A 21,047-nucleotide genomic window follows, 5' to 3' on the forward strand; every position below is an offset into this window, starting at 1 on the left:
TTCACCGTGCCCCAGCGGGCCGTTGCTCGCATTTGAGGCCCCATTCGCCCACCTTCTGTTGGCAAGATTGACCAGCACCTAGCTGCTGAGCCGTTGAGAACTGCACGTTGCGTATTGCCACAAAGCAAACGATCAGAACCGCCACCAACGCCCAGCCAAATGTGGCTTTGCGCCGCTGCCAAAAGTCCCGCAGCGCGTCCATGCGGCCACTGGTGGGCGCATCGCTGCGCAGGTTTTGCAGCGCGTACGCCACGGCTCCCAACCCCACCGCGCTGCCGAAGAGCGGAGCGTAGGGGCCCAAACCGCTGGCCCAACCGCCGTACACGGCACCGAGCAACGCGCAAGGCACACCGTGGCGCAGTAGCAGAAAACCGGCCCCGTCATTCGCCACGAAGCGAGGCAACAGGCGCTCGCTGATCCAGGCGTCTGTGCCTGCCAGGAGCCGCGCGATGCGGTCCACACCTCGGCCCACCCATCGGACCAGCAGCATCGTGATAACCCCGGCGCCAACCGTGGCCACCGCCTTGGCGCCGAGATCGTCCGGCAGTGGCGCGCCGCCCATGATCTTGACCCACCCAGGCGCGGCGGTGGCCAGCATCACCAGCAGCATCAACCACAGGTTCAGCCAAACCCCTTCGGCGCGTGCCAACCATTTGCGCCAGTTTTGAATACCCTGCTCACGCAGTGCCGGGACCAGCTCCGGGACCTCATGGCGCATCTCGAACTCCAGAGTTGCGCAGGCCTCCCAGACATCCGGCGCCACCGCATCGCTCAGACGCCGCCCTTCGCTGGCGCTCATGTCTTTGAACAGCAGCCATGCCGCCTGCTCCTCGTGGCGCACCGGCCAGGTCATGGCCAGTTGCTTGCGCAGTCGTCGCAGCACCGCCTGTTTGGCCAAGTAGTGGTGCAAGTGGGTCAGTGCCCAATGTTGGCGGTACTCGCGGGCTTGTTTGTCGTCGATGCCCAGCAAATCAAACAAACGCTCGACCATCGCAGGGGTGCGGTTTTCGTCGCTGGCCAACCACTCCAGCAGCGCCTCGCGGGCCTGCGCCTGGCGGTCCACGCTTTCCAGCCAGGGGCTGCGCAACAGGGCGGTTAGCCCGTCGAATGCGCGGCTTTCCTGCCCCTCTGCCAACCACTGGGCGAGTTCAGCGATTCGCACGTTCAGCAGTTGCACGGCCAATTGCTCGGTCTGTTTGTGGACCAGCGCTGGCGACTGCCACGGCGTTAACCAGCGCAGCGCGTCCACCGCCCACTGCACGCACGCAATGGCGTCATTCCCGGCAGCCAGACAGTGGGTCAGCAAACGTGCTTCAAACAGTGGCTGACAGTCGCGCTCACGTGCCTGGAGCAGGTGAGCATCGAGTTGCGCCACGCTCAGCTCGGCGAAAATCTCGTTTAGCCAGGGGTTGTGATCGGACCAGGCCGCAGGTTCCGACGGCGCTTGCACCGCTTCAATTTCCAACGCGACGACCTGCAACGTCGCGTGTATATCCGACCGGCGAGCCTGTTGCAGCGCGGTTTCATAAGCCTCGCGCAGACGCTGAAAGGCCTGCGGGTCGTCGTCCGGGCGGGTGACTTTGAGCAGTTGGGCATAACGACGTTTGATGGTGCCGCTATCACTCTCATCGCTTAAGCCCAGCACCTGCCAGCAACTCTGGTTCATAGCCCGTTAAACCCTTTTTCCAATGCTTCCAGGCGTTGGCCAATTTCCACGCGACCGACGCGTATCTGCCGTTCGTCCTGAGTTTCAAGCAGTTGCTGAAACTGCTGCGCCAAGGTGCCGACGTATTGGCGCTGCTCCCCGAGGCTTTCCTGATACAAGCGCTCGAGCCGCGCCACCAACACGCTGTTGACCTGTTGTTCGCGTGGATGAATTTTCAGGTCTTGCAGCTGCTTCAGGCGCTCGGCAATTTCATCGGCTGTCATCGCGCCCGGACTGTTTTCGATCACCAGGCTGTGGCTTTCCTGGGTGAGCGCAATGGTCACGAAGGCTTCCAGCAGGCCGTTGATGTCGTAGGTAAACCGCACGTCGAGGTCGAGCAGGCTGTCGGTTTGCGGCGGCACCTCGATCTGCAGCTCGCCAAGGAAAATGTTGTCTTTCACCAGGCGGCTCTCGCCCTGAAATACTTTGACGTGCACCTGACGCTGCTGGGGATGGGTGGTGTGCACCCGCTCCACGCGGCTGACCGGCACCACGCTGTTGCGCTCGATGATGGGCAGGTAATGGCCGTGCTCATTGCCCACCGCACTTTGGTTCGTCACTTCGATGCCCAAGCTGTAAGGGCACACATCGGTCAACACCACTTCCTCCAGCGCCGCGTGCCGCGCTTTGAGCGCTGCCTGCACAGCCGCGCCCAACGCCACTACTTCATCAGGATTGAGGTGCATGGAAGGAATTCGCCCAAACAGGCCGGCGGTCAATTTGCGCAGCAGTGGCATGCGGGTGGTGCCGCCCACCAACAGCACTTCGTCGAGATCGGCCGCACGAATGCTGGCATCACGCAGCGCTCGCTCGATGGGCGCACGCAAACGATCGAGCAGCGGCATGGCCGCTTCGTGCAAATGCTCGGCGGTGAACCGCTCGGACCATTGCTGATCGTTCAAGCGCAGGCTAAATACGCTCTCTTCGCGGCTGCCCAGCTCGTGACGAACGCGTTGCGCTTCGCGGCGCAAACGGTTGCGGATAGCGGGCTGGTTGGCGTCCGGAAAGCCCGGCGTCTTGCCTTGCAGTTTCACGAAGCGCTGCACCAGCACATCGTCGAAGTCTTCACCGCCGAGGAAGTTATCGCCAGCGCTGGCGCGCACTTCCATGACGCCGTCGAACAGTTCCAGAATCGACACATCGAACGTGCCGCCGCCCAGATCGAAGACCAGAAACGAGCTTTCTTCCTTACGGTGCAGGCCATAGGAAAGCGCGGCGGCGGTGGGTTCGTTGATGAGTTTTTCCACCGTAAGCCCGGCCAGCTCGCCCGCCGTGCGCGTGGCTTTGCGCTGAGCGTCGCTGAAATAGGCCGGCACGCTGATCACCGCCTCTGTTACCGGCTCGCCGTAGGCGCGCTCCACGTCCGCCATCAGGCTTTTGAGCACCAGCGCGGAGAGCTCTTCCGGGCGGAAGGTGCGCTTTCCCAACTGAATGTCGCGCTTGCTGCCCATGTAGCGTTTGAACAACGACGTGGTGAGGTGCGGGTGGGTTTGCAGGCGTTCGCGCGCCACTTCACCAACCAGAACCTGGCCGAGGTCATCGAGCCCGACCACGCTGGGCGTGAGAAAACCGCCGAGGGCATTGGCAACCAGGCAGGGTTTATCGTCCTGCCAAACCGCGACGAGACTGTTGGTGGTGCCTAAATCGATGCCGACAATCATGCTGACGCCGCTCCTTGCCAAAACGAGAAAATAAAAATGATTAACGCGGCGTGCTGAACCACAGCATCCAGCCCAAGCCCAGCAAGCCGCCTATCCACATGGCGTGCGCGAGCAGTCCTTCGAGGTTGGCGTTCAGCCATAGGCTCAGACGGGGCGCACGCAGGCCGGGACGGAAAAACTGCAACAACGAATAGGCCCCCGCGAGCCCACTCGCCAGCAGCCCGAAAGCAAACACCAGCAAGGGCGACAGATCCGTGGTGCTGGCCAGCAGAGCGCCGACCACCACCCCGAGCCCGATGCAGGGCACGCCGTTGCGTAACGGCAGCAGGCCTGCACCGCCACAGAAAACAGAGGCCGGCACACACAACCTGCCGAGCGCAAAGTCGACGACGGTCAATCGCCGCGCCAGCCAACTCCATGTGCCATGCACACCGCTAAGCAGCAAGGCCGCGAACGCACCATTTACGCAGCTTTGGATGACCAACCAGGCCGGGGCGCCGGGCGTCTGGCCACGCACCCCCGGCAACGAATGCGGCAGGCTGTTGATCAGGGCGAAGGTCGCGATGCACAACACCACCAGCCAGGCATAAGCGCCCGGCCACCGTTGGCCGGCGCGGTAGCGCTGCCAATCAAACGGCTCCGCATCGCCGTCAGGATCGGCAGACGGCCACAGGTGCTTCGGCTGGCTGTTGGCGATGCGCTGCATTTGCTCGCAGGCGGCCCAGTCAAGCTTGATGAAATCATCAGCCAAGCGTCGCCGCTGGGCAGCGCCGAGCGGTTTGAACAGCATCCAGGCCGCCGATTCCTCAGTGTTACGCGGTTCTTTTACGGCCAATAGCCGGTTGATTTTCCTGCTGAACCAACGCTCGTCCTGACGCTTGAGCAGAACGTCGCGCTGCCAATGGGCAATCGGCATCCGTTCAGTGTTCTCACCCCAGCCGAACAACTTCGCGGTCTTCAGAAAAAAGTCGAGCGTGACGGCGTCGTTTTCCACCTGCCAGTTCACCAGCGCCTGCGAATAGCTAAGCGTGTGATCCACCGACTGCATCCAGGGCTGGGCATAGAACCGCTGCACGCAGGCAATGGCCTGTGCCCAGTCATCGGCGTCCACCAGACTGTTCAACTCAGCCCAATGCCGGCGCAACAGGTGCTGCGCCAGCATGTCGAGCTGCGCCTGGGGCAGATCCGCACTTTGCCAGGGCGTCAGCCATTGCAAGTGGGTGAGCGCCCACGCCGTCCAGGCCGGCGCCTCAGGGCGTGGCGAAACACAGTGCGCGAGTAACGCGCGCTCGAACAAGGCCTGGCCGCCATGGGTGCGGGCGGTGTGCAGGGCGTTATCGAGGGCATCGAGCGTGAGGGTAGCCATCAGCGCGTGCAGCCATTGTGCATCGGCGCCTGGCGACGGCGAGGCCGGTGGCGTATCGGCCTGAACCGAAGCATCGCCCTTCTCAAGCCGCGCCATGAACAGTGCGTGGTCGTACGCTTCACGCAGGCGTTGAAAGCCTACGGGGTCAGCATCCGGGCGGAACACTTTGACCAGCTCGGCATAGCGACGCTTGATCGCACGCGCATCACTTTCAGCGTCGAGGCCGAGCACTTCCCAGCAGCTCACGGTGCGGTTTTCCAGCGATGCGGCGCGGCGAAAACAGAAATGGCGGGGACGAACATGGCGGGCCTGCGCTCCTTGCAATGGCGGGGGCTGGCGAAGACCTCCGTCTTCGGGCGCGCATTAGAACCAGCGCCGAGGACGACGTAAAGCGCGAGCCGGCGAAAGGCCATACGTTGCGACAAATAGCATCGCTTGCGCACCTTTCATCGGCAAAAAGCCGGTACTGGCCAAGCGCCGCTCGACGCTCGTCAGCGCCCGCCGTTGCGGCGCTTCGCTGGGAGGCGGACAACGCGGGCACAGCCCCCGCCAGCCTGGCCAGGCCGTGCTTGACGCTTCGCCGCGGAATCATTGAAGCCAATTGCAGTCGGAACTTTGTCCCGCCAACTCGCTTAGCTCGCTTAGCAATTTCGTTGGCAACCCGATTACAGCGAGGAGCCCTCAGTGACTTTCAGCATCCCAAACGCAGCAACCGGTAAGCGCAAACGACTGCGCCATTCCCTCACCACCATGGCGGCGCTGGTGTCGTTAATGGCTGCCGGACAGCTCTGGGCGTTCAACCTGGACGACGTGGCGCAGAAAGCTAAAGACCTGGCGGCGCAAAAGTATGTGGTGCCCAAAAGCAACCTGCCGGCCGAGTTCAGTGAGATGAAGTTTGCGGATTATCAGAAGATCCGCTTCCGCCCCGAAAAAGCCGAGTGGCAAGACCTGAAGACGCCGTTCAAGTTGTCGTTTTATCACCAGGGTATGCACTTCAATACGCCGGTGAAAATCAACGAAGTCACCGCCACCACGGTGAGCGAAATCAAGTACGACCCCAGCCGTTTCGATTTCGGCGACCTCAAGTTCGACGCCAAGGCCACCGAACAATTGGGTTACGCCGGCTTTCGTGTGCTCTATCCGATCAACAAAGCCGACAAGCAGGACGAGATCATGACCCTGCTCGGCGCGAGTTATTTCCGCGTGGTGGGCAAAGGCCAGACCTATGGCTTGTCGGCGCGCGGCATGGCGATTGATACGGCGTTGCCCTCGGGCGAAGAATTTCCGCATTTCACCGAGTTCTGGATCGAGCGGCCCAAGGCCGGCGAGAAGCAGTTGGTGATTTACGCCCTGCTGGACTCGCCACGCGCCACCGGCGCTTATCGCCTGGTGCTGCGCCCGGGCACCGACTCGGTGGTGGATGTGAAAACCCGCATGTACCTGCGCGAAAACGTGGCGCAGTTGGGCGTTGCGCCGCTGACGAGCATGTACCTGTTCGGCGCCAATCAGCCGCCGAAAACCCTGAACTACCGCCGCGAGTTGCATGACTCCAACGGCCTGTCGATTCACACCGGCAACGATGAGTGGATCTGGCGCCCGCTGAACAATCCCAAGCACTTGGGCGTGAGCAGCTTTGCCGTGGAAAACCCGAAAGGCTTCGGCCTGCTGCAACGCGGTCGCGACTTCTCCCACTACGAAGACCTCGACGACCGCTACGACCAACGCCCGAGCGCGTGGATCGAGCCGCAGGGTGAGTGGGGCAAAGGCACCGTCAACCTGGTGGAAATTCCCACCGCCGATGAAACCAACGACAACATCGTGGCCTTCTGGAAACCCGAGTCGCTGCCCGAGGCCGGTCAGCCGATTGACTTCAGCTACCGCTTGCACTGGAGCAGCGATGAAAAAGCGCTGGGCTCGCAGGAGCTGGCCTCGGTTAAACAAACGCTGCGCTCCACGGGCGACGTGAAGCAGTCGAACCTGATTCGCGAGCCTGATGGCAGCATCGCCTTTTTGGTCGACTTCGAAGGCCCGGCCCTCAAAGCCCTGCTGGAAGACGCGCCAGTGCGCAGCCAGATCAGCCTGGACGACAACGCCAAGCTGATGGAAAACAACGTGCGCTACAACCCGGAAACCAAGGGCTGGCGCCTGACCTTGCGGTTCAAAGTGGTCGACCCGAACAAGCCGGTGGAAATGCGCGCGGCCTTGGTGCGCGATCTGCCTGTTGAGGTGCCGGCGGCGGTGGATGAAGACCAGGCGCCAGCGCCAGCGCCAGCGGCACCAGCAGCAGCTCCAGCAGCACCCGCCACTGCGGCCACCGCCCCAGCGCCAGGCAATGGCAGCGCCGCCGCACCGACACCCGCTGCCGCCCCGGCACCTACCGCGCCCGCGAACGACGTGCCGCCCGCCCCGCCAGCCGTGCAGGTGCTGACGGAAACCTGGAGCAACCAGTTGCCTGCCGATGAATAAGCCAGCCGCCCAAACCGTGCGCGAGTACCTGGCGCACCTGCCGCTGAGCGAAGCGCAACGCGCCGCGCTCAGCGACAGTGCCTCGCTGCAGGACGTGCATCAGCGCCTCGCCGCGCAGCCTGTCGAGAATAACGAGGCGGCGGTGCATGCCTCCGTGGCGCAGCGGCTGACCTTGCTCAGCACCGATACGCAACTGCTCGACGCCGATGCCGAAGGCCGCGTGCGCCTGAAGGCGACGCCGCCGATCAAACGCACGCGGGTGATTCCCGAGCCCTGGCGAACCAATGTGTTGGTACGCGCCTGGCGCACCCTTCGCGGCCGCGAAAATCCGCCGCGCGCGCCCAAGCGTGAACTGCCGTCCGCGCGCTGGCGGCATGTGGGTTCTGTTCGCCGCTACATTCTGTTGGTGCTGATGTTGGGGCAAACGCTGGTCGCCGGTTGGTACATGAAAGGCATCATGCCGTACCAGGGCTGGGCGTTTTTTGAATGGGAAGAAGTGCGCCAGCAAACCATTCTGCAAACGGTCACCCAGGTGCTGCCGTATTTCTTGCAGGGCAGCATTTTGCTGCTGTTCGGCATTTTGTTCTGTTGGGTGTCGGCCGGGTTCTGGACCGCGCTGATGGGCTTTCTGGAATTGCTCACCGGGCGCGACAAGTACCGCATTTCCGGCGCCAGCGCCGGCAACGAACCCATACCTGCCGAGGCGCGCACGGCCATCGTCATGCCGATCTGCAACGAAGACGTGGCGCGGGTATTTGCCGGGTTGCGGGCTACGTATGAGTCGGTGGTGGCCACGGGCGAAGTGGCGCACTTCGACTTCTTCGTGCTCAGCGACAGCAACGACGCGGACATCGCCGTCGCCGAGCAACAGGCCTGGCTCGACCTGTGCCGCGAAACCCAAGGGTTCGGACGGATCTTCTACCGCCGTCGCCGCCGCCGGGTTAAACGCAAAAGCGGCAACCTCGACGACTTCTGCCGGCGCTGGGGCAGCGACTACCGCTACATGGTGGTGCTTGATGCCGACAGCGTGATGAGCGGCGAATGCCTGACCAGCCTGGTGCGTTTGATGGAGGCCACGCCGGACGCCGGCATCATCCAGACCGCCCCGCGCGCGTCGGGCATGAACAGTTTGTATGCGCGCATTCAACAGTTCGCCACCCGTGTGTATGGGCCGCTTTTCACCGCGGGCCTGCACTTCTGGCAGCTCGGCGAATCGCACTACTGGGGCCATAACGCGATCATCCGCATGAAGCCCTTTATCGAACACTGCGCGTTGGCGCCGCTGCCGGGCAAGGGCGCGTTTGCGGGGGCGATTCTGTCCCACGACTTCGTTGAAGCCGCGCTGATGCGCCGTGCCGGTTGGGGCGTATGGATCGCCTACGACCTGCCAGGCAGCTACGAAGAGCTGCCGCCCAATCTGCTTGATGAGCTCAAGCGTGACCGCCGCTGGTGCCACGGCAACCTAATGAACTTCCGCCTGTTTATGGTCAAGGGCATGCACCCGGTGCACCGCGCGGTGTTTCTAACCGGCGTGATGTCGTACCTGTCGGCGCCGTTGTGGTTCTTCTTCTTGCTGCTGTCCACCGCGCTGCTGGCGACCAATACGCTGATGGAACCGCAGTACTTTATGGAGCCGCGCCAGCTGTATCCGCTGTGGCCGCAATGGCATCCGGAAAAGGCCATCGCCTTGTTCTCCACCACCGTGGTGCTGCTGTTCTTGCCCAAGCTGCTGAGCGTGGTGCTGGTCTGGGCCAAGGGCGCCAAAGCCTACGGCGGCAGGCTGCGAGTAACCGTGTCGATGCTGCTGGAAATGCTTTTCTCCATTCTGCTGGCGCCCGTGCGCATGCTGTTTCACACGCGTTTTGTGCTGGCAGCGTTTCTCGGTTGGGAAGCGGTGTGGCATTCACCGAGCCGCGACGACGGTTCCACCACCTGGCGCGAAGCCGCGCTGCGCCATGGGCCGCAGACCGCGCTCGGTGTGGTGTGGACGGCCTTGGTGGCGTGGCTGAACCCGAGCTTTCTGTGGTGGCTGGCGCCGATTGTGGGGTCGCTGATGCTGTCGATTCCGCTGTCAGTGTTGTCCAGCCGCGTGGGCCTGGGGTTGAAGGCTAAAGACGAGCAACTGTTCCTGATTCCCGAGGAATACCAACCGCCGCGCGAGCTGGTGGCCACCGATGAGTACAACCACGAAAACAACTGGCACGCGCTGCACAACGGCTTCGTGCATGCCGTAGTTGACCCGAAACAAAACGCCCTCGCCTACGCGCTGGCCACCGCCCGCCATCGCCAGGCCGAACCGCTGGAATGGCAGCGCACGGAGCAGGTGCGCCATGCGTTGAAGGTTGGGCCGAAGCAACTGGACGGCGCAGCGCGCATGGCCCTGCTGAGCGACCCGGTGGCCTTGGCGCGGCTGCATGCTGCCGTTTGGGAAAACCAGCCGAGCGAGTGGATTGAGAGTTGGCGGGAGACGATTGCCAAGGATCCGCATGCACCGTTGCTGCCCTTGCCGGCGGTGGGGAATGTGGTGTTAGCGTGATCGCGCGCGGTCAGGCTCCCCTCGCCCGCTCGCGGGAGAGGGGCTGGGGGAGAGGGCTGCGGTCAGCCGCTCAAGCTTCATCTCCTGAACGAGCCTGGATCCCCGCGTGCGCGAGGATGACGGTGGGTTTGTGCATCGACTTGCGGAGGTCTTAAGAAAAACTTCCGTCATCCTCGTGAAGGCGCGCTTGACGGAGCTTTGCGCGTCGTCTTGCGCAAGTCTTAAAAAAACCTCCGTCATCCTCGCGCACGCGGGGATCCAGAATGTCGGATGTGTCGCCGATTTTCGCACGACTCAAACCTCTGCCCCCCCGAATCGTCGGACCGTCTCCCTCCCCTACACCAACGCCGACAACCGCACATCCGCCCCCAGCACCCGCTGCAATTGCCCGTTAGCGGTAAACACTGGCACCGAAACAGTGAAGCAAAACGCATCGGTGGCGCTGGAGCGGTACACGGGGGTGATGTGGCTGCTCAGCTGTTCAGCCACCGCACGGAACCAGGGCCGTTGCGACCAGTTGCGGCCCTTGCAGCTGTCGCCTTTATCCAGCCCCTGGGCAAACACGTTTTCGCTCAGTTGCGTGCCGTCGCTGCCAACCAGGTAGAACAATTCAAAGCGCGGATCCCGCCGCAACGTGTCGCGCAGAAAGTCTTCAGCGCGGGCGACGTCGCCGTGCAGCGCCGCTTCCATGGCCAGGCGCTCGACACTGGCTTGCACGTCTTTGTGAATCTGCAAGCGAAACGCACCGAGGCCATCGAGCAGTTGGTCACCGCTGCGGCGCACGGCTTGGCTGTGGGTGGACACCTGGCCGGCTTTGCTGAGCAGCTCGGCCGCCACCCCGGCAATGTTTTGCACGTCGCCATTGATGGCGTGCACCGCGATGCCGATCTGTTCGGTGCCGGCGGCAATATGGCCGACGCGCTGGTCGAGCTGGTCCATGGCCGCGCGGGTGTTGCGCAGGTCTTCGCCCATGCGGGTCATGCCGTCGCGGCCATCGGCAACGGCGCTGTGCATGTGCTGGCCGGCCGTGCCGAGCTGGGCCATGCCGTCGCGAAAGCGTTCGAGAATCTGGCTGACTTTGCCAGTGGCCTCGGTGGTGTGCCCGGCCAGGCGCCGCACTTCATCGGCGACCACGGCGAAACCTCGACCATGCTCGCCAGCGCGCGCGGCTTCGATGGCGGCGTTCAGGGCCAGCAGGTTGGTTTGCTGGGAAATGCTGGCGATCACGCCGAGCACTTGGCTGACTTCTTCCAGTTGCCCGACCAGTTGGCCGATCACGCCTTCGAGCTGCGCTTCGCTGGCGTCGATCGCATCCACTTGGCGCAGCACGGCGTCGCCGGTTTGCTGGCAGCTGCGCAAGGTTGCCGACACGTCGGCCGCCAGCTTCGCCACGTGCGCGGCACCCGGCACCAGCTCGCTGTCCAGGGTGGTGCTGACTTCTTCGCTGGCGCTGGCGATCAGCTCCGAGGCTTGCGCCAGGCGCTGGCCGCTGGCTTCGGTTTCGCTGGCGATGCGCGCCAGTTCCGGGGCGTGGGCGGCAATATCGACAGACGCGGCGAGGCTGTCGCCCAAGCGTTTATGCAGGGTCTGGGCGAAGTGGTTGAGGCGAGTATTGATGGGCTGCACGGTGGACAACTGACTGGTCAGGTCAAGGTGGTCCACCAGCAAGCTCAAGGCGCCGTCGTCTTCGGCTCGACGGGCTTTGGTGCGCAGTAGCAACATAGTTGTGTTCTCCCTGTTAGACACAGGGTCGTGCAAGCACAGTGCCACTACGCTAACGCCGAATTCTTTCGCTTACGCTCAAGCACGGGCCTTGCGCCTGCTCCGTTTTAAAACTAACGCTGAAAACGGGGCTCCTTTTGGTGCGAACGGTTACGCCGGCAGGCGCCGAAAACCGACATAGGCCAACAGCGCCGACGCCGCTTCATAACCCAGGGCGTAGAAGTTGAAGGTCTGGCCAATCAGCCCGTCGAGGTACAAACCGGCGATGCGACCCAGTGCAAGCGCGGCGAACAGCAGCGTCAGCAGGCTCAGCGCCGGGCGCCAGTAAGCCGGGCGAAAGGCGGCAGACAACAGAAATACGCCGAGCCCCAGCTGCAAGGCGCCGTAGTAGGCGCGCACATCCACCACCGCCGCGGTTTGCATCAGCAGCATGCCGGTGAGATTGGCCATCTCTTGCGGGTACACGAAATACGCCACGCCAAAGCCGCCCAACACCAGGGCCTGAAGCAGCAGAAACACACGGGCAAACAGCATCGGAACGCTCCAGCGTTTGGGAAAGGCTGCAGGATAGTCGTTCTGCCGGAAGGAAACGTAGGCGCCTTGCTGTCCTTCTGACATATCTATAAACAGCGACCCACTTAGGCGCCCCATGACCAGCGGCTATGCTGCACGGCATCTTTAACCGTGGAGTTACCGCCATGCGCCGTTTTGCTCTCGCTTCTCTTTTGTTCGCCGGCACCCTGCAGGCCGCCGAGCCCATCGCCATTGATGTTCACCGCGACGCCAATTGCGGTTGCTGCAAAGCCTGGATCAGCCATTTGGAAACCAACGGCTTCAAAGTGAACGACCATGTGGAAACCGACATGAGCGCGGTGAAAACCCGCCTCGGCGTTCCCCACAAGCTCGGCAGCTGTCACACCGGCGTGATCGACGGCAAATTTGTCGAAGGCCATGTACCCGCCAGTGACATCCTCAAACTGCGTGCTCGCGCCGATTTGATCGGCGCCGCAGCGCCCGGTATGCCAATGGGATCACCAGGGATGGAACATGGCGACGTTCGTGATGCCTATGATGTGATCGGTGTGCAGAGTAATGGCGCCGAGCAGGTGCTGACCCACTACGACGGCAAGTGATGTAACAGACCGTCGGCCTGGCGCGAGCACCTTTAACTGGCAACACTCAAGCGCCACACAAAGGAGAAACACCATGCTCTGGAAGAAAGGCCGACGCAGCGACAACGTAGTGGATGCCCGCGACAGCGGCGGTGGTGGCGGCGGTATGCGCATCGGCGGCGGCAAAGGCCTGAGCCTGGGTGCCGTGGCGATCATCGTGGTGTTTGGGCTGGTTACCGGCCAAGACCCGATGCAAATTCTCGGGCAACTGGCCAACCAGGCTGGCGTCTCCACCGCCCCCAGCCAAACCGAAGGCCACGCGCCGCCGGCCAACGATGAACAAGCCGAGTTCGTGCGCTCCGTACTCGGCGACACCGAAGACACTTGGCGCGCCATTTTCCAACAAGCCGGCAAGCAGTATCAGGACCCCACCCTGGTGCTGTTTCGCGGCGGCGTGAATTCCGCCTGCGGCTTCGCCGACTCAGCCACCGGGCCGTTTTATTGCCCAGGCGACCATCAGGTCTATCTCGACCTCGACTTCTTCAAAGAAATGGCTCAACGCTTCTCCGCCGCTGGCGATTTCGCGCAGGCTTACGTGATCGCTCACGAGGTCGGCCACCATGTGCAAACACTGTTGGGCGTGTCGGCCAAGGTCGACAGCGCGAGGCAGAGCGGCGCCAAGATGGAAGGTGCCAACGGTCTGCTGGTGCGCCAGGAGCTGCAAGCCGACTGCCTGGCCGGGGTGTGGGCGTTTCATGCACAGCAACGCTTGAACTGGCTGGAGCCGGGTGACCTTGAGGAAGCCTTGAATGCGGCGAACGCGATTGGCGATGACCGTTTACAACAGCAGTCGCGTGGGCGAGTGGTGCCGGACTCTTTCACCCACGGCACGTCGCAGCAGCGCGTGCGTTGGTTTAAGGCGGGCTATGAAGGCGGCAAGGTGAGTGGGTGCGATACGTTTAAGGCGACGACGCTGTAGATCACGCAGCAGATCAACATCTCGCGGCTAAAGCCGCTCCTACAGAAATCGTGCACCCTGTGGGAGCGGCTTCAGCCGCGATGTTCTACCATCCGCCACCCCTGTTCTCGCGGATATTCAGGTATGAAAATCGCTCTGCTGCCGGCCGCTCTGGCCTTGTTCTGTGTGCTGGCCCATGCCGACGGTGAAGCCGAAACAACACCCGAAGCGCCACCCAAAGCGCTGACCATCCAGGTCGAACACTTGGTGGCCGCACTCAGCGACAGTTTCGCCACCGGCTACCCCGAAGCAACCCTGGCGCAAGACCTTGACCTGGGCAGCCACAATTACCTGACGCTGGCCGTGTTCACCGTGGAAGGCTTTTCCATGGGCAACAGCTACAACCAGTACCTGGCGGTGTTCGAGCCCGATGCCAACGAGGCCGGCGACCCGCATTACCGCTTGATCGATGTGATGCAAATCGGCGGTGACATGCGTCGCTCAATTGATGACCTCAAGGCTACCGCCAGTCGCGACGAAACCAGCGGCGCCGTCACGTTTAACATCCCCGCCATGGCCAACACCGAAGACGATCCACCCAATTTTCCAAGCCTGCCGGTGGTGATCACCTTGCGCTTGGAAAATGACCGTATGGTCGAGGTAAAACCCTGAAAACCGACGCCAGCAAAACGCCGCTAGCAAGCGCAACGAAAGCAGCTAATATGCCTGATCGTCGTAGCTGTCCGGGGTGTTCAAGCATGCGTCTTGCCGAGTTTATCGTCGCCACCGTTGACCGCATCGTCGATGAATGGGAGGCCTTTGCCATGACCATTCGTCCCGCTGCCGACAGCATGAATAAGGTCGAACTGCGCGACCATGCCAAGGCCATTCTGCTGGCCGCCGCGCGCGACATGAACACCGCGCAAACGCGCATGGAAAGCGCGGCCAAAGCCATGGGCGAAGGCCCTGAGAAAACCCCAAGTCTTGACGTGGCTGCCGCCAGCCACGGCGAGCTGCGCCATCAGGTCGGCTTTGACCTGGTGCAAATGACTTCCGAATTCCGCCATCTGCGCGCCAGTGTTATCCGCTTGTGGACCGACAGCCTGGTGCAGATGGAACTGGTGCACATGCGCGACCTGATCCGCTTCAACGAAGCGATCGACGAAGCGCTGGCAGAATCCACGGCGGCCTACGCCGAGCAGGTCAATCACTCCCGCGATATTTTCCTGGCCATTCTCGGCCACGACCTGCGCGCGCCGTTGCAGGCGGTGAGCATGTCCAGCGAATTGCTGGCCAGCAAGCCGGGCCTGGACGACAAAGCCCGCAGCCATGTGCAGCGCATCCGCAACAGCACCCGGCACATGAGCGGCATGGTTAACGACCTGTTGGAATTCGTGCGCAGCCGGCTGGGCAACACCCTGCCCATCGTGCGCTCGCCTGTGAACATGAGCCTGCTCTGCCAGGCCGCTATCGACGAAGCCAGCGCCGGCCAGCCGCTGAGCGATCTGCGCTTTGAAGTGAGCGGCGACACCGAGGGCGAGTGGGATCAGGGCCGTATCGAACAGCTGCTGCAAAACCTGATCGGCAACGCCCTGCAACACGGCGCCAGCAACCTGCCGATCACCGTGCGCCTGCTCGGTGAAACCGACAGCGTGACCCTGGTGGTGCACAACCAGGGCGAGCCCATTCTGGAAAGTGCCATCTCCACCATCTTCTTCCCGCTCGTGCGCAGCACCAGCGACCGCGCCGGCGAAACCAGCCTGGGCCTGGGCTTGTTTATCGTCAACGAAGTGGTGCTCGCCCACGGCGGCACCGTCAACGTGAGTTCCAACCACGAAGACGGCACCACATTCACCGTGATGTTGCCCAAGCGTTAAGCACTTACGGCGCAACCACCGGCGCGCCATAGCCGGCGGAAAACAGCAGGCCCAACACCACGGGCATAACCGCCGCACTGCCCAGATTGCCGATCAATACCATCGACGCCACTTTGTGCGGGTCGCGGTGGTATTGCTCGGCGAGCATGTAGTTGAGTACCGCTGGTGGCAGCGCAGCGAACACCCACAAGCAGGCCAGTTGCAGGCCTTGCAGGTCGAGCAGTTGGATAAGTGGCCAGGCGAGAATCAAGCCGCTCGCAGGGCAGGCAATCGCGCCGAGCAGGCCGATTTTCCAGGCGCTGAAGTCGACATCGAGCATGCGTACACCAAGGGCGAAGAGCATTAGCGGAACGCTGGTGGTGCCCAGCATGGTCGCCGACTCGAGTAGCCAATGCGGCAGGTGCAGACCGCTCAGGTTGATGGCCAAGCCAGCGATAGTCGCCAGCACCACGGGAATCCGGTACAGGCGCCACAGCGGCGTGGCCGGGTCGAGCATGCGCAGGCCGACGGTGAAGTGCAGCAGCATTTCCACGATAAACAGCACCACGGCTGCCGGCAGCGCTTTCTCGCCGAATGCCAGGGCCATCAGTGGCAAGCCCATGTTGCCGGTGTTGCTGAACATCATCGGCGGCAAAAAGGTGCGCAGGTCGAGCTTCAACCAGCGCGCAAACGGCCACAGCACCAGCCCCGAGCCCAACACAATCCCCGCCCCGGCGAGCGCCAGGCTGGCGTAGTCCTGCAGCGCCGCCTTGCTGTCGGCCAGCACGGCGAATACCAGCAATGGCACCAGCAATTCCATGTTGAGGGTATTGAGGCCACGCATGTCCGGTTTGCGTAGATGGCCGTACAGCGCCCCGCAACCTGTGATCAAAAACACCGGCATGAGGGTTGAGAGAATCTGGGAAAACATCACCGCTCCAGACGACAGAAGAAAACGCGAGATCGTTAGCGTGGCAAGCATCCTGCCGGGGCGATTGGACTGACACAACCCCTACTAGCGTCTTGGTAGCGTCTAGCCAGCGCCTTTGCGCCTGGGTAATGGCCTTTTCGACAGCCCGTCGATTTTTCCGCGTCCATCGACGAATGGCGGCCCATTGTCGGCGCATGGCGGTACTCTCGGACCGCTCTAGCCTGCGGTTCCGCGCGAGAAAAAGCTCCACAGAGAGCCCACCGCAGGCGACAAAACACGGGTAACGCCAGCGTGCCAACCGCTGTCGTTACAGGCTGAGCGCCCCTGCCAGCGTGCAAGCCACTCCTTACTCAACATCTGGAGTGAACATTGATGACCTCGTTAAAAGCCACATTGCTGGCCGCCACACTGTTTGCCTGCGCCGCCGCCCACGGCCAGGTGATGGAACGCGAATTGGGCCCCTACGATTTGCAACTGGGCACCACGCCCACCCGCAGCATGGCGCAGGGTTTGGTGCAGCCGGCGCAGAACGGCACCTTTCAAGGCGGCCTCGACCTGACCCACGAGAGCGGCTGGTACCTGGGCCAATGGTCGCCGAGCATGGGCATCGCCCGTGACAGCCAGCTAGAGCTCGATTCCTACAGCGGCTTCAAGCGCCCGTTCAACAACCGCTTCGGCTATGAAATGGGCTTGATCCGCTACAGCCATCCCGGCTTCAGCGCCAACGACAGCAACGAGTATTACGCCGGCCTGACCCTGCTCGACAGCCGCTTCGGCGCCGCCTTCAGCCAGGCGCCGGGGCGCGCCGACAGTACGTTGTTAATGGACTTGGCGCTGAATCCGCCGTTGGCCATGAACCTGTCAATGAAGTACGCCAATCACACGCTGGACGACGCGGTGACCTACGGCGATGGCGGGGTGGTGCGGGTGTTCAACGATTGGTCGCTGAACCTGTCGCGCCCGTGGGCAGGCATCGACCTGAACCTGTCGTACAGCGGCTCCACGTTGAGCGGGCCGCAATGCGTGGCGTATTCGGGGCACAACGGCTACTGCGAGGATTACTTCATGTTCAAGGCAGAGCGGTCGCTGTTCTGACGGCGGCGCTACTCGCTGAGAAAACGGCCAAGCTGGCTTTTCAGCTGACGGTTTTCCCGGCGCACCTGCTCCAGGTCGTCGAGCAGCTGCAAGGCCAGGGCGATGCCCGACCATTCCATCTCCAACTCGCGCTGTAGCCGTGCGGCGCGGCGGCAGGTGATCAGCGCGTGCTGATCGAACTGCCAGCTGTCCGGGCCGCGACCGGCCGGATCGATGATGCCGTGCTCGACGATTTCCATCAGCAGTGAGCTGGGAATCGCCACGGTCTGACAAAGTTCTTGCATGCCTAATGGGTCGCTCATGCTCATTTGCTCCATTCGCTGCGGGGATCGAAGTCGACTTTCTGCGCCAGTTTCTCCCAGAGTTTGCGCGCATCGTCGCTGGTGGTTTTTGGCATCACAACTTTGAGCTGCGCATACAAATCGCCGCGCTCTCCGGCTTTGGTGCCCAAGCCTCGGCCTTTAATGCGCAGACGCTGGCCGCTCTGGCTGTTGGCCGGAATGGTCAGGGTGATACGGCCGTTTAGCGTCGGCGCCTCGACTTTTGTACCCAGCGCAGCTTCCCAGGGCGCCAACGGCACGGTGAGCACCAAGTCGCTGCCCTGAACATCAAACAACGGATGGGGTGCGAAGCGAACATTCAGGTACAGATCGCCCGGCTGCCCGCCGGCACTGCCGGGACCGCCCTGCCCTTTCAGGCGAATGCGCTCGCCGTCGGTGACACCGAAGGGAATCTTCACGTTGAGGCTTTTGCTTTGCGCCGCCTGGCCGCTGGCGGCGGGGAGCTGGAAGGATATTTTCTTCGCCTCGCCGGTCAGGGTTTCTTCAAGAAACACCGGCAGATCCATTTCCACATCCTGGCCTTTGCGAGCACGGTTGCGCGCCTGCTCGGCGCCACCGCCACGGCGAAAGATCGACTCGAAAAAGTCGGAATAATCGCCACCGTAGGCATCGGTAAACGCACCGGCACCCGGCTGCCGACCGCGCGGGTGCTCGAACGGCCGGCCATGCTGGCCGTACTTGCGCAGGTCATCGAACTCGGCGCGTTTGTCGGCGTCCTTGAGCACGTCATAGGCCTCGGCCACTTCTTTGAAGTGGACTTCCGCATCCTTTTCCTTACTCACGTCAGGGTGGTATTTGCGCGCGAGCTTGCGGTAGGCGGCTTTGATCGCCTTCTCGTCTGCCGTGGGCTCGACGCCCAGAATTTTGTAGTAGTCCTTAAAGTCCATCGTCACTCCGGTAAAAAACTACTGCGCTCGGTTAAGCGGCGTTGAAAGGTGGATTCAAAAATGCTCATTGGCTACAGCCAACTCCGCTTTTTTCACCACCTTTCGCCTTGCTTTCCCTTCGCTCGCTACGTTTTTACAGTCGGCGGGAAAGCGGCGGCAATTGCCTGATCAGTAGTTGTTCAACGGAGTTGGCTGTCTTTGCTGCCGCGACGGTTATACCCGGCGCTGGCCGAGTTTGCCTTGTCGTGTTCAGCCTGGCAGGCGACACACAGGCGTACGCCGGGAATGGCTTGGCGCCGCGCCTCGGGGATGGCGGCGTCGCATTCTTCGCAGTGTTTCAGGCTTTCGCCCTTGGGCAGATTGCTGCGTGCACGCGCGATGGCGTCTTCGATGCTGCTGTCTATCTGCTCTTGTACGGCTCCATCACTTGCCCAACCGCCGGCCATGATCTGTCTCCCGCTCGTTTGCGTTAGAGAAAGATATGGGCGCGCGGGTGTTTTTTTACAAGCTCAAGCGGCATAGAGCTGCATGAACGGTCGGATTATTCCTTCACTTCCATAAACTCTTTCGCCCAGAGCAAATAGTCTTCCGGGTGCGTGTATTTGTGCGAAAGCTCCGAAGCGCTGAGGTCAGTGGCAACCACTTGGCGCTGTTCGCGCAGGCAATCGTAGGTGGCTTTGATGGCGGCAAAATAGGCGGCGTGGCCGTCAACCACGATGCGCACGCCCAGGCTGGCCAAGCGCGCATCGTCGCGCAGCGACGGATTGCCGTAAGTGACCAACATGATCGGCACGGTGAGGTGCTCGGCGATGCGTTCCAGGTGTTCGAAGTCGGTGATACCGACCATGCAGATGCCGTCTGCACCGGCGGCTTGATAGGCCAGGGTGCGGCTGATGACTTCATCCACCGACAGCACGCCGGCATTGGTGCGGGCGATGATCGCCAACGCCGCATCCACACGGGCTTCCAGCGCTGCGCGAATCTTGCCGACGCCCTCTTCCACCGGAATCAGGTCGGTGGATTTGCGCCCGAACTGCGCCGGCAGCAGGGTGTCCTCCAGCGTCAGCGCGGCGACACCGGCGCGCTCGAGTTCCTTCACGGTGCGCATTACGTTCAGCGCGTTGCCGTAGCCGTGGTCGGCATCGGCAATCACCGGAAGGTTGGCGACGCGGCCAATACGGGTGGCTTGTTCGACGAATTCGCTCAGGGTGATCAGCGCGAAGTCCGGCGCTGCCAGTACCTGCAAGGAGGCAACCGAACCGCCGAGAATGCCGACTTCGAAACCGAGGTCGCCGGCAATGCGCGCGGACATGGGATCGAACACCGACGCGGTGTGGTAGCAGAATTCGGATGACAGCAACGCACGGAAGGTGCCGCGCAGCGCATGGTGGGAGGCTCTGGGCATAGGGGTTCCAACAGCTGTTTTTATTGGTGGTATGAGTCGTTACCTAACCTTAGCAAGACACATACCCGCTGCCAGCTTAACCCGCGGCCCCTTTCTAGAGGCTTTCGACGGCGTGTTGCTGGCTGAGGGTGGCGAATTTACGCCGCCGCCGGCCATGTAGGGGCGGCAAACCGCCACTACCTGATAAATGGTTCCTGAACCGCGGTTCCCCTCTCGGCCACGCTACCGCGTTTCCCTTGTAGGAGCGGCTTCAGCCGCGATGCTCCTAAAGCAACGTTCCGAAAACCTCACCTGCAAACGCCGCTCGAAACCCCATTAAATTAATCCCACGCCAGAGCGCACCATTACGGCGCACGGCAACCTCGCGCGCACCAAATAAAACCTGACCAGTGCCCCAGTTTTTACCCCGCCCCGGTTGCTACGGGCGCTGGCAGGTTTGGCACCGCCCTTGCTCTGCAACCGGTATTGAATCTGCCGGTACACCGTTATGTTGGTCATCCATTCCCGTATCCAGCCACAGCAGAGCTGGGACGCCGAATTGCACTTGAGCTTTGCCGCACGCAGTAAAAGTCGCCTGCGCTGCTTTACGGTCTCCGGCGAAGACGTCGGCTTGTTACTGGAACGTGGCCAGCCGGCGCTGCACGATGGCGAGTTTCTTCAGGCGCAAGACGGGCGCGTCGTTCGTGTCAGCGCCAGCCCTGAACGCTTGCTACACGTCACCTGCGCCAATGCCTTCGAACTCACCCGCGCCGCTTACCACCTCGGCAATCGCCATGTCGCCCTGCAATTGGGTGACGGCTGGCTGCGCTTGCCGGAAGACTACGTGCTGCAAGCGATGCTTGAGCAGCTAGGCGCGACCGTCGAACTCATTGACGCCCCGTATCAACCCGAGCAAGGCGCATACGGCGGCGGGCACCACCATTCCCACGCTGGCGACGAGGAGTTCAGCTATGCGCCGCGCCTGCACCAATTTGGCGTGCGCACGTGAGCATTGGCCCCTTCAGTC

Annotated in this window: 18 protein-coding genes; 8 read left to right on the forward strand and 10 right to left on the reverse strand. The window is 62.3% G+C overall.

All coding sequences use genetic code 11. The features are described 5' to 3' along the window. Position 1 precedes the first annotated feature (1 nt). The 3 genes from AC0IW7_RS02545 to AC0IW7_RS02555 are packed head-to-tail and all read right to left on the reverse strand — an operon-like array spanning position 2 to position 4,978. Complete coding sequence (locus tag AC0IW7_RS02545; RefSeq protein WP_471815579.1) at positions 2-1,666, reverse strand: J domain-containing protein; 1,665 nt, start codon at positions 1,664-1,666, stop codon at positions 2-4. Then, positions 1,663-3,366, reverse strand: a complete 1,704-nt coding sequence (locus AC0IW7_RS02550) for a molecular chaperone HscC (RefSeq protein WP_471815580.1) — start codon at positions 3,364-3,366, stop codon at positions 1,663-1,665. Before AC0IW7_RS02550 ends, AC0IW7_RS02545 begins: the two co-directional genes overlap by 4 nt. Positions 3,367-3,406: 40 nt before the next feature. Then, positions 3,407-4,978, reverse strand: coding sequence for a J domain-containing protein (locus AC0IW7_RS02555; protein ID WP_471815581.1), 1,572 nt, complete (start codon positions 4,976-4,978; stop codon positions 3,407-3,409). A gap of 504 nt (positions 4,979-5,482) precedes the next feature. Between AC0IW7_RS02555 and AC0IW7_RS02560 the strand changes: the two genes are divergently transcribed. Then, a complete protein-coding gene (locus AC0IW7_RS02560; protein ID WP_471815610.1) occupies positions 5,483-7,198 on the forward strand; it encodes a glucan biosynthesis protein G in 1,716 nt (571 codons plus the stop codon). Next, positions 7,191-9,734 carry a glucans biosynthesis glucosyltransferase MdoH gene (mdoH, locus tag AC0IW7_RS02565; RefSeq protein ID WP_471815582.1) on the forward strand — a complete coding sequence of 848 codons (2,544 nt, stop codon included), beginning with the start codon at positions 7,191-7,193 and terminating at the stop codon, positions 9,732-9,734. Before AC0IW7_RS02560 ends, mdoH begins: the two co-directional genes overlap by 8 nt. A 336-nt stretch (positions 9,735-10,070) precedes the next feature. Here mdoH and AC0IW7_RS02570 read toward each other — a convergent pair whose 3' ends face one another. After that, a complete protein-coding gene (locus AC0IW7_RS02570) occupies positions 10,071-11,456 on the reverse strand; it encodes a methyl-accepting chemotaxis protein (RefSeq protein ID WP_471815583.1) in 1,386 nt (461 codons plus the stop codon). 150 nt (positions 11,457-11,606) lie between these two features. Then, entirely contained in the window at positions 11,607-11,990 is a 384-nt protein-coding gene (locus AC0IW7_RS02575) for a DUF4345 domain-containing protein (protein ID WP_463550575.1), read from the reverse strand. Between the two features lie 164 nt (positions 11,991-12,154). Between AC0IW7_RS02575 and AC0IW7_RS02580 the strand changes: the two genes are divergently transcribed. From AC0IW7_RS02580 to AC0IW7_RS02595, 4 genes are all read left to right on the forward strand, one after another. Then, on the forward strand, positions 12,155-12,589 hold the full coding sequence (locus tag AC0IW7_RS02580) for a DUF411 domain-containing protein (protein WP_463550576.1): 435 nt from the start codon (positions 12,155-12,157) through the stop codon (positions 12,587-12,589). A gap of 73 nt (positions 12,590-12,662) precedes the next feature. Then, complete coding sequence (gene ypfJ, locus AC0IW7_RS02585; RefSeq protein WP_463550577.1) at positions 12,663-13,547, forward strand: KPN_02809 family neutral zinc metallopeptidase; 885 nt, start codon at positions 12,663-12,665, stop codon at positions 13,545-13,547. A 123-nt stretch (positions 13,548-13,670) separates the two neighbouring features. Beyond that, positions 13,671-14,198: a hypothetical protein gene (locus AC0IW7_RS02590; protein WP_471815584.1), complete on the forward strand. Its 528-nt coding sequence runs from the start codon at positions 13,671-13,673 to the stop codon at positions 14,196-14,198. An 86-nt stretch (positions 14,199-14,284) separates the two neighbouring features. After that, entirely contained in the window at positions 14,285-15,403 is a 1,119-nt protein-coding gene (locus AC0IW7_RS02595; protein ID WP_471815585.1) for a sensor histidine kinase, read from the forward strand. Positions 15,404-15,407: 4 nt separating this feature from the next. Here AC0IW7_RS02595 and AC0IW7_RS02600 read toward each other — a convergent pair whose 3' ends face one another. Next, positions 15,408-16,313: an AEC family transporter gene (locus tag AC0IW7_RS02600; protein WP_471815586.1), complete on the reverse strand. Its 906-nt coding sequence runs from the start codon at positions 16,311-16,313 to the stop codon at positions 15,408-15,410. Positions 16,314-16,682: 369 nt separating this feature from the next. Here AC0IW7_RS02600 and AC0IW7_RS02605 point away from each other — a divergent pair, with 369 nt between their 5' ends. Further along, positions 16,683-17,408, forward strand: a complete 726-nt coding sequence (locus AC0IW7_RS02605) for a TorF family putative porin (protein WP_471815587.1) — start codon at positions 16,683-16,685, stop codon at positions 17,406-17,408. A gap of 8 nt (positions 17,409-17,416) precedes the next feature. Here the strand turns inward: AC0IW7_RS02605 and AC0IW7_RS02610 are convergent, their stop codons facing one another. The 4 genes from AC0IW7_RS02610 to AC0IW7_RS02625 all read right to left on the reverse strand — a co-directional run bounded on the left by AC0IW7_RS02610 (position 17,417) and on the right by AC0IW7_RS02625 (position 20,041). Beyond that, complete coding sequence (locus AC0IW7_RS02610; RefSeq protein ID WP_471815588.1) at positions 17,417-17,710, reverse strand: chaperone modulator CbpM; 294 nt, start codon at positions 17,708-17,710, stop codon at positions 17,417-17,419. Between the two features lie 2 nt (positions 17,711-17,712). Further along, entirely contained in the window at positions 17,713-18,636 is a 924-nt protein-coding gene (locus AC0IW7_RS02615; protein ID WP_471815589.1) for a DnaJ C-terminal domain-containing protein, read from the reverse strand. Between the two features lie 179 nt (positions 18,637-18,815). After that, on the reverse strand, positions 18,816-19,082 hold the full coding sequence (locus AC0IW7_RS02620) for a DksA/TraR family C4-type zinc finger protein (protein ID WP_122494665.1): 267 nt from the start codon (positions 19,080-19,082) through the stop codon (positions 18,816-18,818). A gap of 95 nt (positions 19,083-19,177) precedes the next feature. Further along, positions 19,178-20,041, reverse strand: a complete 864-nt coding sequence (locus tag AC0IW7_RS02625) for an isocitrate lyase/PEP mutase family protein (RefSeq protein WP_471815590.1) — start codon at positions 20,039-20,041, stop codon at positions 19,178-19,180. A gap of 487 nt (positions 20,042-20,528) precedes the next feature. Between AC0IW7_RS02625 and ureE the strand changes: the two genes are divergently transcribed. Continuing rightward, on the forward strand, positions 20,529-21,029 hold the full coding sequence (gene ureE, locus AC0IW7_RS02630) for an urease accessory protein UreE (RefSeq protein ID WP_471815591.1): 501 nt from the start codon (positions 20,529-20,531) through the stop codon (positions 21,027-21,029). Positions 21,030-21,047: the final 18 nt, after the last annotated feature.

Source organism: Pseudomonas sp. AC229 (assembly GCF_979254655.1).